20 protein-coding genes are annotated in these 16,569 nt (G+C 63.3%); 7 read left to right on the top strand and 13 right to left on the bottom strand.

Annotated elements, in window-relative coordinates; translation table 11 throughout:
* Positions 1 to 9: 9 nt before the first annotated feature.
* The 3 genes from leuD to Q4G20_RS10765 all read left to right on the top strand — a co-directional run bounded on the left by leuD (position 10) and on the right by Q4G20_RS10765 (position 2,550).
* Positions 10 to 615: a 3-isopropylmalate dehydratase small subunit gene (leuD, locus tag Q4G20_RS10775; protein WP_303343451.1), complete on the top strand. Its 606-nt coding sequence runs from the start codon at positions 10 to 12 to the stop codon at positions 613 to 615.
* 139 nt (positions 616 to 754) lie between these two features.
* Positions 755 to 1,489 carry a THxN family PEP-CTERM protein gene (locus Q4G20_RS10770; RefSeq protein WP_303343450.1) on the top strand — a complete coding sequence of 245 codons (735 nt, stop codon included), beginning with the start codon at positions 755 to 757 and terminating at the stop codon, positions 1,487 to 1,489.
* Positions 1,486 to 2,550, top strand: coding sequence for an endonuclease/exonuclease/phosphatase family protein (locus Q4G20_RS10765; RefSeq protein ID WP_303343449.1), 1,065 nt, complete (start codon positions 1,486 to 1,488; stop codon positions 2,548 to 2,550). Before Q4G20_RS10770 ends, Q4G20_RS10765 begins: the two co-directional genes overlap by 4 nt.
* On the opposite strand, the gene Q4G20_RS10760 is transcribed toward Q4G20_RS10765, so the two are convergent.
* From Q4G20_RS10760 to Q4G20_RS10700, 13 genes are read right to left on the bottom strand one after another with little or no spacing between them, the layout of a single operon-like run.
* A complete protein-coding gene (locus tag Q4G20_RS10760; RefSeq protein WP_303343448.1) occupies positions 2,520 to 3,755 on the bottom strand; it encodes an adenosylmethionine--8-amino-7-oxononanoate transaminase in 1,236 nt (411 codons plus the stop codon). The genes Q4G20_RS10765 and Q4G20_RS10760 overlap by 31 nt on opposite strands.
* Positions 3,752 to 4,354: a dethiobiotin synthase gene (gene bioD / locus Q4G20_RS10755; RefSeq protein ID WP_303343447.1), complete on the bottom strand. Its 603-nt coding sequence runs from the start codon at positions 4,352 to 4,354 to the stop codon at positions 3,752 to 3,754. Before bioD ends, Q4G20_RS10760 begins: the two co-directional genes overlap by 4 nt.
* Complete coding sequence (locus tag Q4G20_RS10750) at positions 4,339 to 5,472, bottom strand: 8-amino-7-oxononanoate synthase (RefSeq protein WP_303343446.1); 1,134 nt, start codon at positions 5,470 to 5,472, stop codon at positions 4,339 to 4,341. The genes bioD and Q4G20_RS10750 overlap by 16 nt, the downstream gene beginning before the upstream one ends.
* Before the next feature lie 60 nt (positions 5,473 to 5,532).
* Positions 5,533 to 6,582, bottom strand: coding sequence for a biotin synthase BioB (gene bioB / locus Q4G20_RS10745; protein WP_368660795.1), 1,050 nt, complete (start codon positions 6,580 to 6,582; stop codon positions 5,533 to 5,535).
* A gap of 52 nt (positions 6,583 to 6,634) precedes the next feature.
* Positions 6,635 to 6,979 (bottom strand): hypothetical protein, encoded by a 345-nt coding sequence (locus tag Q4G20_RS10740; RefSeq protein ID WP_303343445.1) that lies wholly within the window; start codon positions 6,977 to 6,979, stop codon positions 6,635 to 6,637.
* Entirely contained in the window at positions 6,973 to 8,034 is a 1,062-nt protein-coding gene (gene flhB / locus Q4G20_RS10735; protein WP_303343444.1) for a flagellar type III secretion system protein FlhB, read from the bottom strand. Before flhB ends, Q4G20_RS10740 begins: the two co-directional genes overlap by 7 nt.
* Positions 8,031 to 8,777: a flagellar biosynthetic protein FliR gene (locus Q4G20_RS10730; RefSeq protein WP_303343443.1), complete on the bottom strand. Its 747-nt coding sequence runs from the start codon at positions 8,775 to 8,777 to the stop codon at positions 8,031 to 8,033. Before Q4G20_RS10730 ends, flhB begins: the two co-directional genes overlap by 4 nt.
* Positions 8,777 to 10,873, bottom strand: a complete 2,097-nt coding sequence (locus Q4G20_RS10725) for a flagellar biosynthesis protein FlhA (RefSeq protein WP_303343442.1) — start codon at positions 10,871 to 10,873, stop codon at positions 8,777 to 8,779. Before Q4G20_RS10725 ends, Q4G20_RS10730 begins: the two co-directional genes overlap by 1 nt.
* Complete coding sequence (locus Q4G20_RS10720) at positions 10,870 to 11,133, bottom strand: hypothetical protein (protein WP_303343441.1); 264 nt, start codon at positions 11,131 to 11,133, stop codon at positions 10,870 to 10,872. Before Q4G20_RS10720 ends, Q4G20_RS10725 begins: the two co-directional genes overlap by 4 nt.
* Complete coding sequence (motA, locus tag Q4G20_RS10715; protein WP_303343440.1) at positions 11,133 to 11,999, bottom strand: flagellar motor stator protein MotA; 867 nt, start codon at positions 11,997 to 11,999, stop codon at positions 11,133 to 11,135. The genes Q4G20_RS10720 and motA overlap by 1 nt, the downstream gene beginning before the upstream one ends.
* Positions 12,000 to 12,009: 10 nt before the next feature.
* Positions 12,010 to 12,552, bottom strand: coding sequence for a MotE family protein (locus Q4G20_RS10710; protein WP_303343439.1), 543 nt, complete (start codon positions 12,550 to 12,552; stop codon positions 12,010 to 12,012).
* Entirely contained in the window at positions 12,545 to 12,901 is a 357-nt protein-coding gene (locus Q4G20_RS10705; protein WP_303343438.1) for a hypothetical protein, read from the bottom strand. Before Q4G20_RS10705 ends, Q4G20_RS10710 begins: the two co-directional genes overlap by 8 nt.
* A complete protein-coding gene (locus tag Q4G20_RS10700; RefSeq protein WP_303343437.1) occupies positions 12,898 to 13,365 on the bottom strand; it encodes a flagellar basal body-associated FliL family protein in 468 nt (155 codons plus the stop codon). Before Q4G20_RS10700 ends, Q4G20_RS10705 begins: the two co-directional genes overlap by 4 nt.
* 125 nt (positions 13,366 to 13,490) lie before the next feature.
* Here Q4G20_RS10700 and fliF point away from each other — a divergent pair, with 125 nt between their 5' ends.
* Genes fliF through fliP form a run of 4 tightly spaced genes read left to right on the top strand, consistent with a single transcriptional unit; the run spans position 13,491 to position 16,565 of the window.
* On the top strand, positions 13,491 to 15,062 hold the full coding sequence (fliF, locus tag Q4G20_RS10695) for a flagellar basal-body MS-ring/collar protein FliF (protein WP_303343436.1): 1,572 nt from the start codon (positions 13,491 to 13,493) through the stop codon (positions 15,060 to 15,062).
* Positions 15,059 to 15,610 (top strand): hypothetical protein, encoded by a 552-nt coding sequence (locus Q4G20_RS10690; RefSeq protein WP_303343435.1) that lies wholly within the window; start codon positions 15,059 to 15,061, stop codon positions 15,608 to 15,610. Before fliF ends, Q4G20_RS10690 begins: the two co-directional genes overlap by 4 nt.
* Positions 15,607 to 15,873 carry a FliM/FliN family flagellar motor C-terminal domain-containing protein gene (locus Q4G20_RS10685; protein WP_303343434.1) on the top strand — a complete coding sequence of 89 codons (267 nt, stop codon included), beginning with the start codon at positions 15,607 to 15,609 and terminating at the stop codon, positions 15,871 to 15,873. Before Q4G20_RS10690 ends, Q4G20_RS10685 begins: the two co-directional genes overlap by 4 nt.
* Positions 15,870 to 16,565, top strand: a complete 696-nt coding sequence (gene fliP, locus Q4G20_RS10680) for a flagellar type III secretion system pore protein FliP (RefSeq protein WP_303343433.1) — start codon at positions 15,870 to 15,872, stop codon at positions 16,563 to 16,565. The genes Q4G20_RS10685 and fliP overlap by 4 nt, the downstream gene beginning before the upstream one ends.
* The last annotated feature ends 4 nt before the right edge of the window (positions 16,566 to 16,569 follow it).

Raw genomic sequence — 16,569 nt, 5'->3', positions numbered from 1 at the left:
GGACATGTCATGGACAAATTCACCACCCTGACCGGGATCGCGGCCCCCATGCCGTTGGTTAATATCGACACCGATATGATCATCCCCAAGCAATTTCTGAAAACGATTCAGCGGTCGGGGCTGGGCGTCAATCTGTTCGACGAAATGCGTTATGACCGCGACGGCAACGAATTGCCCGATTTCGTGCTGAACCAACCCGCCTATCGCGATGCGCAGATCATCGTGGCGGGCGATAATTTCGGCTGCGGATCATCGCGCGAACATGCGCCTTGGGCATTGCTGGATTTCGGGATTCGCTGCGTAATTTCCACCAGCTTTGCCGATATTTTCTTTAACAACTGTTTTAAAAACGGAATCTTGCCGGTCGTTCTGCCGCAGGATGCCGTGGACGCGCTGATGCAGGACGCGGGAAAAGGCGCGAATGCTCGCCTGACGGTTGATCTGGATGCGCAGACGGTGACGACATCAGACGGGGTCAGCTTTGCCTTTGACGTGGACCCGTTTCGCAAACACTGTTTGTTGAACGGGCTGGACGATATCGGCTTGACCATGGAAAAAGCTTCTGCGATAACACAATTCGAGGTTGAACTGTCGCAGACTGCCCCATGGGTGTGATTTGCAACAGTCATTGCGCTGTCGTGCATTTTTTACATAAAATTGTCTTGAATAGATGTGGGATTGCTGGCATCCCCCGATCAGCAGAGGTCTGTGTGGTGCGGATGCCTGCGGTACATGTTTCATGATGGAGATGTTCATGAGCACTAAAAATGCAATCGCAGGCGCCTTGGTTGCCCTGCTGGGTGCAACGGCTGGCGCATCCGCAGCCACCGTTGTTGTCGAAAATGTCACCGGTGCGTGGACCAATATTGTTGGCGGCGGCACCGCTGTGACCGGTCGTAACACCAACGAAATCTTCTGGGGCGTGCAAACCGCCACCCCGAAAAGCGGCCTGTCCTTTGCGGGCGTTTCCAACAAAGCCATGACCGCTGGCACCGTCGCCGAGCTTGGCTCGCTGACGCATCACAACTTTTTCACCGTTGGCACGCCGGTGTCGGCCGCGCGCCTGAACCTCAGCTTTGATGTGCGCATCGACGGCGAACTGCGCACCGTGACGAATGCGTATGACTTTACGCTGCTGGAAACGCGCAACAATTCGCGCATCTGCGACAATGGCGAACCGAACCGTCAGGGCATCAACATCAATGGCTGTGCCGACCGCATGCAGGCGATCCACAATGCCGACGTGTCGGAAACCTTTGAAATCGGCGGCAAAACCTTTGTGTTCGACATCGACCACTTTGGCTTTGATCTGGACGCCGACGGCATCCCGACCATCTGGACCGCCGAAGAACTGCAAACCCGCGTGTCGCTGACCGCGCAGTTCATCGAAATCGCGGATGTGGCCCCGGTCCCGCTGCCGGCTTCGGCTGCGCTGCTGGTTGCTGGTCTGGGTGGCTTTGCCGCTCTGCGCCGCCGCAAAAAAGCTTGATTTTTCAGGCAAAAATCACGAAAGGGGCGCTTTGGCGTCCCTTTTTTGTTGCGCTGCTGCTGGCGGGACCGGCGGCGGCTGACCCCGTTCGCGTGGCGACATGGAACCCCGGATTGATGCGCGACGGGCCGGGGCTTTTGTTGCGCGACATTGCGCGGGGTGACGCGCAGGTCACCGCGGCGGCGACCGTCATTGCGGCGGTTGCGCCGGATGTGATTGTGCTGACCGGGTTTGACTGGGATTATGACGGGCGCGCCTTGGCGGCGTTTGGCGACGTGCTGGCCGCGCAGGGCCACGACATGCCGCACCGATTCGCCGGACCGCCGAATACCGGCGTGCCGACCGGGCGCGATATGGACAGAGACGGGCGTCTGGGCCGCGCGCGCGACGCCCAAGGTTACGGGCGGTTTCGCGGTCAGGCGGGGATGGCGGTTCTGTCGCGCCTGCCCTTGGGTCCGGTCACGGATTACAGCGCGATGCTGTGGCGCGACATGCCGGGCAGCCGCATCCCCGACGATATGCCCGGAGCCGATATTCAGCGCCTGTCCACGACCGCGCATTGGGATGTGCCGGTGCTGACCCCGAACGGGCCGCTGCATCTGCTGGTGCTGTCGGCCACTCCGCCCGCATTTGAACCGCGCAACATCCCCCGCAATCACGACGAAATCACCTTCTGGCTGGCGCATCTGCCCGACGCGCCCTTTGCCGTGGTGGGGAACCTGAACCTCGACCCCGTTGATGGCGACGGAGACCCCGCCGCCCTGACCGCGCTGTTATCCGTGACCCAAGACCCCGCCCCGCGCGGCGCGTGGCAACCCGTGCAGGACGGCCCGAATGTCGGGCATCGCGGCGATCCGGCGCAGGACACGGCGGAATATGCCCGCGCGCCGGGCAATCTGCGGCTGGATTACATCCTGCCATCCCGCGGCGCGCGCGTCACCGACAGCGGCGTGGTGTGGCCCGCCCCCGATGATCCGCTGGCCCCGGCGGTCGCGGCGGCATCGCATCGGCGGCTGGTTTGGGTTGACCTTTACCCCGAAAACGACGCAATCGCGCCATAGGCCCGGTCCAGATCATCCCCTGTCACGCAATAAGGCGGCAGGATGTAAACCGTGTTCCCCAACGGACGCAGCAACACCCCCTGCGCCATGAAATGCGCGCGCATCCGGGGGCCAGCCTCGGCCAGATAACCGGCCTGATCGACGCGCAGATCAATCGCCGCAATCGTGCCGCATTGGCGGGCCTGTTCGAACCGCGCATCGCGGGCCAAATGCGCCAGACGTTCGGCCTGCATCGCGGCCACATTGGCCAGCACATCCGCCATCGGGCGCGCCTGCCACAGCCGGATTTGCGCCAAAGCCGCCGCGCAGGCAATCGGGTTCGCGGTATAGGATGACGAATGGAAAAACGTCCGCCGCCGGTCGGTGGAATAATGCGCGTCGAAAATGCGGTCGCTGGCCAGCGTCGCCGCCAGAGGCACGACGCCGCCGGTTAAGCCCTTGGACGTGCATAAAATATCCGGCGCAATCCCGGCGTGATCACAGGCCCATAACCGCCCGGTGCGCCCCCATCCGGTCATAACTTCATCCGCGATCAGCAACACATCATGGCGATCACAGATGGCGCGCAACCCGGCCAGCACCTGCGGCGCATAGATCCGCATCCCCCCCGCGCCCAGCACCAAGGGTTCCAAAATCAGCGCCGCCATCTGCCCCGTCGCGGCCAGCTTTTCGAACGCGTCCAACGTCGCCTGCCCATCCCCCACCGGAAAGGGCAGCGTGTCCACCGAAAACATCAGCGGGTCATAGGCGGCGTTGAACACGCCACGTTCGCCCATGCTCATGGTGCCGATGGTGTCGCCGTGGTAACTGTCCTGCATCACCGCGATGCGATGCCGCCCGTCGCCGGTATGCCGCCAATAGCCCAGCGCCATCTTCAGCGCGACCTCGACCGCCGTTGACCCGCTGTCGCTGAAAAAGACCCGAGACAGCCCGCGCGGCGCCATCTGGATCAGCGCATCGGCCAGTTCTTCGGCCGGGGGGTGGGTCAGACCGGCGAAAATCACCTGATCCATGCGCGCGGCGGTGTCGGTGATCGCCTGCACGATTTCCGGCGGACGATGCCCATGCGTGACCACCCACCAGCTGGAAATCCCGTCCAGCAGCGGCCCGTTTTCGGTCTGAATATACGCGCCTTCGGTCCCGGTCACGCGCCACGGCGCGGGTTCGGTCGCGTGCTGAAAAAACGGATGCCAGACGGCGCTCATGCGAAATCCTGCGGGTTGAAATGGGTGGCCATGGCGGCGGTCAGGGTCGCGCGGCTCAGCGTGGGCAGCATCGGCAGCCGGCCCAAAATGCGGACGCGGCCCAGCTGCCCGATGGTGGCGATGTTGTCGGGGTTGTCGTCGCCAATGAACGCGACGCCATGCACCGGCACCCCCCGCGCGCGCAGCGATTCCAATGCGGTCAGGCTGTGGCTGATCGTCCCCAGCCCGGTGCGCGCCACCACGATCACCGGGATGCCCCAATCGGCGAACAGATCGGCGAACAATTTTTGGCGGGTCAGAGGGACCAGAACGCCGCCCGCCCCTTCGATCACGATGGGACTGTCAGGCGGGATCAAACGCGCGGGATCAATGGTCACGCCGTCCAGTTCCGCCGCGCGATGCGGCGATAACGGCTGGATCAGGTGATACGCGCCGGGATGCACCCGCGCCCCGGACAGCGCGGCAACCTGATCCGCGTCACTGGGCTGGCCGGATTGCACGGGTTTCCAATAATCCGCCCCCATCAGCCCGCAGAGACCTGCGGCGAACACCGTCTTGCCAATATCGGTGCCGGTGCCTGTGATCACAAATCGGGCCACAATTCCCCCAAGGTTTCCGCCAGAGACTCCACCTGTTCGCGGCAGACATTCAGCGTCAGCGACACCCGCAACCGCGATGTGCCATCCGGCACTGTCGGCGGACGGATGCCGCGCACGTCAAATCCACGCGCCTGCACCGCCGCAGCCAGCGCCATCGTTTCCGCATTTCCACCCACAATCAGCGGCACAATCTGGCTGCCGCTGACCGGAACATGCGGCACATGCTGCGCCAAACGCGCGTTAAACGCCGCAATATGCCCCTGCAATTCGGCCTGACGCCACGGCTCATCCGCCAGCATCCGCAGCGATTCCCGCCCGATTTCCGCCATCAAAGGCGAAGGTGCCGTGGCAAAGATAAACGGACGGCAGCGGTTGATCAGAACATCAATCAACACCCGCGCACCACAGATCAACGCGCCCGACCCGCCCAAAGCTTTGCCCAGAGTGTGCAACGTGATCACATTGTCGCGCCCCTCCAGATCATGCGCCAGACCGCGCCCGCCGGGACCGTAAACGCCGGTGGCATGGGCTTCGTCCACCAACAAAAACCCATGATCATCCGCCAGTTGCGCCAGTTCAGCCAAAGGCGCACGGTCGCCATCCATGCTATACAGACTCTCAACCGCGATCCAAACCGCCCCGGTCGCGCCCCCCGCCCGCCATTTTGTGATCACATCCGCCGCGTGGCCAACATCGCCATGACGAAACCCGGCCACCTCGGCCCGGCCCGCCCGCGCGCCTTCATGCGTGCTGGCATGGGATAACTCATCCATCAGCAGCAAATCGCCCCGCTGCGGCAGCGTGGTTAACACCGCGAAATTCGCAACATACCCCCCGCCAAAGCCCAACGCAGCCCCCGCCCCGAAATACCGCGCGGCCTCATCTTCAAAACAGGCTTGGGCATCGGTATTGCCGCGCAGCAGACGCGACCCGGCTGCCCCCACCGGAACGCCCGCATCAATCGCGGCACGGGCGGCGCGGGCCAGACGATCCGATCCCGCCAGCCCCAGATAATCATTCGACGCAAAATCAATCCCCGCGCGCGGCGCCAAAACCCGCAACCGCGACTGCCCCGCCAAATCTGCCAGATCGTCACGATACCGCGTCAGCCTGTCCACGCCCGGCCTTTCTTCTGTGCGAAAATATCCTGGGGGTCCGGGGGTGAAACCCCCGGCCTGTCAGCGCAAAACCGGAATGGCGGGGTCAGCGGCACGGGCGGCCTCGCGGCGCGCTTCGTTCGGGTCGGGCATATGTTCATGCACCGCCATCGGCGACAGGCCCAGTTTCGCAAACAACCGCATATCCTGATCTTCGCCCGGATTATCCTTGGTCAACAGCGTGTCGCCGACAAAGATCGAATTCGCGCCGGCAAAGAAACACATCGCCTGCATCTCATCGCTCATGCCCGTGCGACCGGCGGACAGGCGCACATGGCTGGCGGGCATCATGATGCGCGCGACGGCGATTGTGCGAACGAAATCAATCGGATCAACCGGTGCTGCGTCGGCCAGAGGCGTGCCTTCGACCGGGATCAGCATGTTGATCGGCACGCTGTCGGGCGGCTCAGGCAGATTGGCCAGCGTGACCAGCATATCGACGCGATCCTGATTGCCCTCACCCAAGCCCAAAATCCCGCCCGAACACACCTTGATCCCCGATTTGCGGACATTTTCCAGCGTTTCCAGACGGTCGGCAAAGCTGCGCGTTGTGATCACATTTCCGTAATGCGATTCCGATGTGTCGATGTTGTGGTTGTAATAATCCAGCCCCGCATCTTTCAACTGGCGGGCCTGATCGCCGTCCAGCATCCCCAGCGTCATGCAGGTTTCCATGCCCAAAGCCTTGACCCCTTCGACCATGGCAATGATCTGCGGCATGTCGCGTTCTTTGGGGCTGCGCCACGCGGCGCCCATGCAGTAACGGGTGGCCCCGGCATCACGGGCGCGACGCGCCTCGGCGATAACACGCTGAACTTCCAGCAATTTCGACGCCGACAGCCCGGAATCATAGCGCGCCGACTGGCTGCAATAAGTGCAATCTTCGGGGCAACCGCCGGTTTTGATCGACAAAAGCCGGCTCATCTGCACGCGGTTGGGGTCAAAGTTCTGACGGTGGACGGTCTGCGCCTGAAACAACAGATCCATAAAGGGCTGATCGAACAGAGCGCGCGCCTCGGCCGCGGTCCAGATTTTGCGCGTCGCTTGGGTCGTCGGATCGGTCAGCAGCATGTCATCCCTCGTCAAATGATCGACGTTCTTTATCACCTTGCGGGCGCGCTGTCTAATGGCGGTTCTGGGTCAGACGGCGCAGCGCCTCGGCCCGGCCAAATTCGCGCGCGGCCTGTTTTCGCGCGGCGTCGTATTTCGGCATCATCTGCGCCAGATCCTGCTGCGCGCGCGCCAGTTCGCGCGCCGCCCGCCCCGCCTGCGCGTTCGCCGTGCGCGCATCGGCCACCGTCAGCGGCGCAGCACTGGCATAGCTTTGCGTCATCGCCGCCTGCGTTTCGGCCACGCGCGCACGCGCGGCGTTCACATATTGGCTGAAATTCGCCAGCTTTTTCAGCTCTATATCCGCCTTGATCCGCGCAATGCGTTCCAAAGCGGCCAGATCCTTTGCCTTTACCATCCGTTCCGCGCCTTTGCCCGCATCTGTTCGGCAAACCGGATCGCCGCCGCGACCGGGCCGAAATGATCCCGTTGAATTTCATCACCAATTTTGACCGTGGCAAAGATCGCACGCGCACAGGGCGGGTCCGACCAGATCGGCACGTCATGTTTGTTCGCCCGTTCACGGATGCGCGCGGCGATGTCGTCCACGCCCTTGGCCACGCAGACCGGCGCGCGCCCGCTGCCGCGTTGCCATTTCAGCGCGACGGCGTAATGCGTGGGGTTCACGATGATCACATCCGCGTCGGCCACGTCGTTCAGCATCTGCTTCATCGCCAGATCGACGGCCTTTTGGCGGCGCGCGGCCTTCATATGCGGATCGCCTTCGGAATCTTTGTGTTCGTCCTGCATTTCTTTGCGCGACATGCGGTTTTTGCGGCGGTGATCGAACCATTTCCACGCCATATCGGGGACGGTGAACAGGATGGAAATGCCGATTCCCATGGCCAGAACCTGCCCCATCAGCACCGACAAACCGGTGATCCACGCGCCATCCGTCATCGCACTGGCCGCCAGCCGGTCGGTAAAGCTGCGAAACATCAGCCAGCCGCCGATGCAGACAAAGCTGGCCTTGCCGGTATTGATCGCGAATTGCACCAGCCCCTGCGTGCCAAATTTCTGTTTCGCGTTTTTGAACGGATTCAAGCGGTTAAAATCCGGCGCCAGCTTTTGCGGGGAAAAGATCAGCGCGCGTTGCCCGACCAGCCCCAGCAGGATCGCCACCCCCGGCACCAGCATCAGCACCACGACCGCCACCGCCGCATATTGGCCCAGCGACGCGGCCAAGACGCCGGTCCCGCCGGGTTGCCACCCCCCGGCCCCCAGCGCGCGCCCGGCCATCGACAGCCATTGTTTCACCGCAAAGCCCGCCCCCACCATCAGCGCCAGCCACGCGCCCAGATACATCATCACGACGTTCAGTTCGGTGGATCGGGGGATGTCGCCCTTTTCCCGCGCGCGGCGCAGCTTTTGTTCCGACGCCTCGAACTGTTTGTCGTCTTTATCCTCGCTCATGATGGCCTCGGCAGGGTAAATGACAGCACGGCGTCGACCCAGAGACCGACCAGCATCGGCGCCAGCAAAGCCAGCCCCGACAGCGCCAGAAAAATCGCCGCGGGTGAGCCGATAAACACCACCGGCAGCGCGGGCATCACCCGGCTGATCAGCCCCAGCAGCGCCTGATACAAAAACCCGCCCAGACTGAACGGCGCGGCCAGCACCATCGCCAGCCAGAATGTCTGCGCCACCATCCGCGCGCCCTGTGACGCAGCGTAAGTCGGATCAGGCCAGGACGCGGGCGGCCATAACAGCAGACTGTCAGCCAGCATCTGCACCACCATGATCGGCAGGCCCAGCGCCATCAGAATCGCGATGCCGCCCAGATGCAGCATGTTCCCGATGGGATGAGGGGCGGATTCGTTCTGCACCCCCACCACCTGCGACAGCGACGCCGTGGTCGCAATCGCGGTCGTGGCAATATCAATCGCCAGAGCCAAGAGACGCAGCAGCCCGCCGATCATGAACCCGATCAGCATTTCACCCGCGATCTGCGCCAGATAGCCCGTGCCATGCACCGGCGCAGGCGCGTGAACCGCCAACAGCGGCGCAATTGCCATCGCCAGCGCGACCTTGACCCGGCCCGGAATGACGCGTTCGCCAAATCCGGGCAGCACCAGCAAACTGGCCTGCACCCGGACATAGACCAGAACCACGCCCCAATTCAGCCCCGGCATCAGCTGCGCCAGATCGTCCCACATCACGCGGCCTCGACCGTGCCAAGCAGGCGCAGATCGGCGGCGGGGTCGACTTCCTCTAGCCCCAGAACGGGCAGCGCGATGCCATTGGACCCCAGCACCGCGCGGACCATGCGGCGGCGGTGGTCGGGGGCGATCACGACCATGCGTTCGGCCGGGTCGGTCAGGGTCAGCGCCTTGCGCGTGGCCTCTACCAGTTTGCGCGACATGGCGGGCGTCAGCGCGCCGCCCCCCGCGCGCCCGGTTTCGGCATCGGCACGGACAAATTCGGCCTCCCATCCCGGATGCAGTTGCAGCGCGGCGATGCGGCCGTCATCGGAAAACTGCTGCGTGATCTGGCCGCGCAGGCGTTTGCGCACCAGTTCATACACCGTTTCCACCGATTCGATGTGGCGGAATTCGCTGATGGCATCAACGATCAGAGGCAGGTTGCGAATGGAAATCCGTTCCTCCAGCAACGCGCGCAGGATCGCCAGCAGCAGTTCCGGCGTCACCTTATCCGGGATCACGCTGTCGAAATATTTGCGATAGCGTTCGGCACGCGCACCATCCGACAGGTTTTTCAATTCGTCCAACTGGCGCTGCATCGCGCCCATGGTCAGCAGGGCGGGCAGGTTGGTTTTCACGACCTCCATCAGATGGGTGGACAGAACCTCCATCGGGGAAACGACGGTGGCACCCAGCGTCGCGGCCTCATCCTGTTGCGAGGGCGGGATCCAGCGCGCGGGGCTGCCGTAAACGGGTTCCTTCACGGCATCACCCGGCAGGCTGCGCAGCGTGTCATCGCCGCCCAAGGCCAGAATCTGCGCCGGACGCAGCGTGCCACGCCCGCGCAGCACCCCCTGCACCCGGATCTGATAATCGCCGGGCAGCAGATCGTCGGTGTCGGTGATGCGCACATCAGGCAAGATCAGGCCATAGGTTCGCGCGATATGGATGCGCAAGTTGTTGATCCGGCTGCCCAAACCGCGCGCCTGATCCAGCGCAGGCAGCACCAGATCGGGGCCGAGTTCGACCGACAATTCGTCAGTGTCCAGCACATCGCCAATCCGCGCCGCCGGGGCCGGTTCCGCGTCATCCGCCGGCAGATCGGGCAGCGCCGCATCATAGCGCGCGCGTTTTTGCGCAATAAACCACGCCGCAGCCGCCAGCCCTGCCGCCATCATCAGAAACAGCAGGCGCGGCATCCCCGGCACAAAGGAAATCACCGCCAGCGTGGCCGCCACCACCGCCGCCGGTTGCCAGCTGCGCGTCAGTTCGTTCGACAACAGCTTCGACGTGGTATCCGTCGCCCCGCCGCGCGACAGCAGCAGCGCCGCCGCCATCGACGTGATCAGAGCGGGAATTTGCGTCACCAGCCCGTCGCCAATCGTCAGATGCGAATAGGTCGCCATCGCCTGCCCGACCGGCATTCCATGCACCATAATCCCGACCGTCAGCCCGACGATCAGGTTGATGAATGTGATCACAATGCCCGCAATCGCATCGCCTTTGACGAATTTCGACGCGCCATCCAGCGACCCGAAAAAGCTGATCTCGCGCTGTTCCTGCGCGCGGCGGCGTTTGGCCTCTTGGTGGTCGATGGCGCCGGCGTTCAGGTCGCCGTCGATGGCCAGCTGTTTGCCGGGCAGCGAATCCAGCGCGAAACGAGCGGCCACCTCGGCCATGCGCCCCGAGCCTTTGGTGATGACCATAAAGTTCACCACCGAAATCACCGCAAAGACCGTCAGACCGATCAACAGCGACCCGCCCGCGACAAAATCGGCAAAGCCGTTAATCACCTGCCCGGCGGCGTCTTTGCCGTTATGGCCTTCGGTCAGGATCAGGCGGGTGGATGACACATTCAGCGACAGCCGGATCACCAGCGTAACCAGCAGCAGCACCGGAAACGCCTGAAAATCCGTGGGTTTATCCACCAGCGACGCCATGACCAGCACCAGCGTGGCCGTGGCGATCGACAAAGCAATGCCGAAATCCAGCATCCCCGGCGGCAGGGGGATGACCATGGACACAACGACCAGCACCAGCCCGCCGGTGATCAGAATGGGCGCGTCCAGAAAACGCGATGATTTGGCCTGAACGGCGCCGATTGGGGTCATTTTTCACGGTTCTCCGTGGGGGCTGGCGTATCGCGCAGCAGATCGTCAAGAGGCCACGCCCGGTCCGTCAACAGACCCGCGCGACGAAGGAAAACAATGGCCTGAATCCGGTCCGCCGGGTCCATCGCCAGCAGGCGCAGGCGGTAATCGCGCGGCAGCGATTCCCCCGCCAGCAGCCATTCGGTTGCGTCATTGGTGAACGCGGTCAGCGGGTCCGGTTCCCCCGCCAAGGCCGCCATCAGAACCAGTTCCGGTCCCATCATGCGGCCTTTTTCAGATCGCGCAGCGCGGTTTCCAGCACGTCAAAGCTGGGGCGAAAATGTTCGGGCGTGGTCTGGCGACCCACCTCGACGCACAGATTCGTGGCGTGTTGGTGCATCCCGGCGATCAGCACGGATTTGATCACGTCGTAAAACCCCAAATCCTGCTTAACGACGCCGCCCAGACGGTTCGCCAAAGGCGCCACAAAGCCATAGGACAAGAACACGCCCAAAAACGTGCCAACCAAGGCCCCACCGATCATTTTCCCCAGAATTTCAGGCGGTTGGTCAATCGAGCTCATGGTTTTGATCACACCCAGAACGGCGGCAACGATGCCCAGCGCGGGCAGCGCGTCGGCCATGTTTTGCAAGGCGTGGGGGACGTGCATTTCCTCTTCGCGCAGGGTGGCGATGCGGCGGTTCAGCATGTCTTCGACCTGATAGGGGTCGTCGTAATTCAGGCTGGCCGACCGCATGGTGTCGGCGATCAGCGACACGATGTTATGATCCGCCACCAGCCGGGGATAGGCGCTGAACACCGGCGATTCGGCGGGGTTTTCGATATGTCCTTCCAGTGCGACGGGGTTGTCGCGCGCGATTTTCAGCAACTGAAACAGCAGGCACAGCACATCCTGATGATCCTGCGCGGTCCATTTCGGCCCCTTGAACGCGCGGACCAGCCCGCCGACCGTCGCCTTGAGCGTGTGACCATCATTGGCCAGCACATAGGCGCCAATCGCGGCCCCCATAATCATCATCATTTCAAACGGCAGCGATGCAAGGATCACCCCCATCTTACCGCCCGCCAGCAGATAGCCACCAAAGACCATCACCATCGTCACGATAATACCGACAAAACCGAACATCTGCGGCTCCTTATGGGTTGCGGACGCTGCGCGCGCCCATTTGTGCGGTCAGCAATGCCGCCTGACGCGGTTCGACATTGGCAATGATGCGCGCGCCGTTTTCCGGCTGCACCCGCATCAGAATTTCAGCGGCGAAATCAGCGGGAAGGTTCGTCAGAACCGCCGCTGCCTCGGCCGGTTTCATGCGGTCGTAAACGGCGACCAGCTTTTCAATATCGCTGCGCACGGCTTCGGATTCGCCGCTGGTCGCGCGGTGCTGGCTGTCGCGAATGGCGCGCAATTGCGCCAGATATTCGCGCAAACTGGCCTGCGACGTGGCCAATTCGGCCTTTTTATCGTCCATCGCCACCATATAGCGTTCAATCCGCAGGGCGCGGTCGCGGAGTTCTTCGGCCAAAGCGACGGCCTCGGGGACGTCGCCGCAGCCCTGCAACAGGGTGGTCGGCTCGGCCTCGGCTGCGAAAAAGCGGGCCATATCCTGCCCTTGCCACAGCGCGGCGGCGGCGGGCAGGCCAAAGGCCAGCGTCAGAATGGACAGCGCGGATTTAGACATGCGACACCTCGCGTTTGCGCAGGCGGCGCGCGGCGGCGGGGGCTGCGGGTTCGGGCGCGGGGGCGGCAGCATTGTTGATGCGCTGACGCAGTTCCCACAACGCGCGTTCTTTGCGCGCGCGTTCGATTTCCGATGACAGCGATTCGCTGGCGGTCGTGGCTTCGTCCCGCGCGGTGCGGATGGCCTGTTCCAGTCGGTCCACCTCGGCCGCCATGACGGCGATTGCGCCGCCCAGGCCCGTTTCCAGATCGTTCAGTTTCCGCAACCGCCGCGACAGCGACAGGCAAAACACGGCCAAACCCACAGACGCCGCCAGCAGGGCGATTTGCAAAACAGATTCAAGGGTCATTTGAAGCGAAACTCCGTAATCAACAGGTTGTGGGCGGCGTCGTTGCCCAACACCAGACGCGCGCGGTTCAGTAATTCGGCGCGGATGATTTCCAAGACACCGCGCCGTTCATAGGCGGCGGGGTCCACATCAGACAAAAACGTGGTGAACGCGTCCAACAGGCGCGGCATCAGATGGTCGATGGCGGCGCGATGCGTGGCGTCGGTTTCAATCGACGCGGCCAGAATCAGCGTGCGCGCACGCGGCCCCGGCACGGCCAGTTCAATCACCGGAATGTCGATAAAGGCGACATCCGGCAGGGATGCTGCCGCCGGCGCGGGCGTCATCAACGCCCCCGGCGACCACATCCCCATATAGGTCGAGGCGAACCCCCCGCCCCCCAAAACCAGCGCGCCCAACAGCGCGACCAGCATTCCTTTTTTCTTTGGCGCCTTATCTTCGGTGGCGACTGCCGCTTGGCTCATGGTGATTCTCCGTCGTGACAAGACGGAAATAACAGCTTCGCACTAACCAATTCTTAATAGGCGGCGTGCAATGAAGGGGGTGACGAAAATAAAGCGCCGATTCGAAGGGGGCAGTTTTGCAAAAAATGCAGGACTATTGGAATGAGCGAAGCTCGCAGCAGAAAATGATCCTTGCGGGGGCATTTCTGGCCAGTTTCCTAATGATTATTGGGTTTGGCTGGATGGCCAGCCGTACCCAGATGGCCATGATCTATGGCGGTCTGGACGCTGCACAGGCGGGCGAGGTGATCGCCGGCATCGAACGCAGCGGGGTAAAATATGAGGTTCGCGGTGATTCGATCTGGGTTGCCGCCGATCAACGCGACCGGCTGCGCATGGAAATGGCGGCCCAAGGGTTGCCCGCGCAAGGCAGCAGTGGTTACGAATTGCTGGATGGCATGTCGGGCTTTGGCACGACCGCGCAAATGTTCGACGCCGCCTATTGGCGCGCGAAAGAAGGCGAACTGGCCCGCACCATTCTGGCGCTGCCGAATGTGCAGACAGCGCGGGTGCATCTGGCCGTGGAAACCGGGCGCGGTTATCGCCGCGATTCGGGGGGCAGCGCCTCGGTCACGTTAACCACGTCTGGCGCGGCGCTGACCCGCGAACAGGCCGCCGCGCTGCGTTATCTGATTTCATCGGGCGTTCCGGGGCTGCAACCCGACGCGGTGACGGTGATTGATTCGGCGCGCGGGATTGTGTCCGCGTCCGAAGACAGCACCGGCGCCGACCGCGCCGCCGAGATGAAGCGCAATGTCGAACGGATTCTGGAACCGCATGTCGGCATCGGGAACGCGATTGTTGAACTGAATCTGGAACTGGTGACCGAAACCGAATTGCTGACCGAACAGCGATTCGATCCCGAACAGCGCGCCCTGATTTCCCAAGTGACCGAGGAAACGCAGGACGAAAGCAATTCCACCGGCTCTGGCGCGGTGACGGCGGCGTCGAACCTGCCCGATACGGCGGCGCAGGCCGGTGACAGCACCCAAAGCGCGCGGTCCGAAAATCGCCAGCAAACCAATTACGAAGTCAGCCGCCTGACCCGCGAAATTCAGCGCCAGCCGGGGTCCACCCGCCGCCTGACCGTCGCGGTTCTGGTCAACGGCGTGCCGCAAACCGGCGCGGATGGCCAGACAGTGCTGGTCCCCCGCCCCGATTCGGAGCTGGAGGTGCTGCGCGAACTGGTTGCGTCGGCCGTTGGCTTGGATCAGGGGCGCGGCGATCTGCTGACCGTGAAATCGCTGCCCTTTGCCGATATGGGCGGAGCTGGCACGCTGGCCGCGCCGGGCCTGATGGATCGGTTGGATCTGAACGCACTGACGCGGATTGCGCTGATCGGGCTGTTTGCGTTGCTGGTGTTGTTCGCCATTCTGCGCCCGGTGCTGCGTGGCCGTGACCCCGCAGCCGCGCCCGAACTGGATGACAGCACGCCGCCCGCGCTGACGCCCGCCATGACTCCGGGGGTGATCGAAACCGCCGACACGCCGCCGCCTGCCGATGTGCGTGACATCTCGCCCGACCAGCCGCGCCCGGAAACGCTGTCGCTGCCATCCGCCGATCCGGTCGCGCGCCTGCGCAACCTGATGCGCGAACGCCACGACGAAAGCGTGAAAATCCTGTCGGGCTGGATTGATAATAAGGAGAAAGCGCAGTGACCCTTGCCGTGCTGAAACTGGAATCCTTCGCGGAAACCCGCGCGCCGGTGGAACAAATGTTCAGCCGTGACGCCGTGGATCAGGCCCATGCGGACGGGCTGGCGCAGGGGCTGGCCCGCGCTGATGACGCGCAGTTTCGTGACCTGACCGCCGCCATCACCAGCCTGCGCGACACGCTGCGCGATGACGAAGCGCGCCGCGCCGATCTGCGGCGCGAGGCTGTGGCGGCGCTCGCCCCGGTCCTGACGCAGATTCTGGACGCGCTGACCCCATCAGCCGAGGCCGCGCGACTGGAAAAAACCCTGCTGGATGAACTGCATCATCTGGCCGGACGCGCGCGCCCCCTGACAGCGGACATCGCCTGTCCGCCCGCGCTGCGTGGGTTGGTGGATCGCTGTCTGGCCCAGTCGGGCATGGACGGCGTGACCGTCACCGACAGCGACCACACCGCCGTCACCCTGACCATGGGTGCCGGACGCATCGAATTTTCCCCCGAACAGACAGCCGCCAACATCCGCGCGCTGATCGCCGAAATGACCGGAGCATGACCAGAATGGACAACCTGAACCACCTGATTAACACCGACCACATTCAGGTCGAAGTCACCATCCGCCTTGGCCGCACCCGCCAGACCGTCGCGCAATTATCCGCGCTGCGGGCCGATGACGTGCTGGTTCTGGACCAAACGATCGAAGACGGCGTCGAAATCTGCGTCGGCGACAAAGTCATCGCCCGGGGCGAATTGACCGGCGACGGGTCGGGCGATGATCGTCTGTGCGTGCGCATCATCGGTCAGGCGGGTGCGGCGTGAAACGGCTGATCCTGCTGGCCGCGCTGCTGCCGCAGGCTGCGTTTGCGCAAGGTCTGCCCGATCTGGCGGGCGGTTTGGGCGAAAACGCGGTGCTGCTGATGGTGGCGATGACCGCGCTGTCGCTGGCCCCGGCGATTGCGATTATGGTCACGGCCTTTCCGTTCATCGTGACGGTGCTGTCGATTCTGCGTCAGGCGATTGGCCTGCAACAGGCCCCTCCGAATATGCTGATCGTCAGCCTCGCGATTTTCCTGACCTGGTTCATCATGGACCCGGTTCTGCGCGACGCGTGGGACGTGGCCGGTGCGCCTCTGCAAGCCGGCACCATTGGCATCGCCGAGGCGTTTGAACGCGGCATCGTCCCGTTTCAGTCCTTTATGATGGCGCGCACCGATCCCGGCACGCTGGCCACGATGGGCGATATTGCGCCCGGAACGGATGGCGCGCCGGATCGGCTGTCGGTGCTGGTTCCGGCCTTTATGCTGTCCGAAATTCAGCGCGCGTTTGAAATTGGCTTTCTGATCGCGCTGCCGTTTTTGATCATTGATCTGGTCGTGTCAGCGGTGCTGATGTCGATGGGCATGATGATGGTGCCGCCGGTTGTGGTGTCGCTGCCGTTCAAGCTGGCCTTTTTCGTGGCCGTGGACGGCTGGGCGATGATCGCGGCGGCATTGGTGCGCAGTTATCAATGACGGA

The sequence above is a fragment of the Paracoccus sp. (in: a-proteobacteria) genome (assembly GCF_030538495.1).
GTDB lineage: Bacteria > Pseudomonadota > Alphaproteobacteria > Rhodobacterales > Rhodobacteraceae > Paracoccus.
This window is presented reverse-complemented; position numbering and strand designations above follow the sequence as displayed.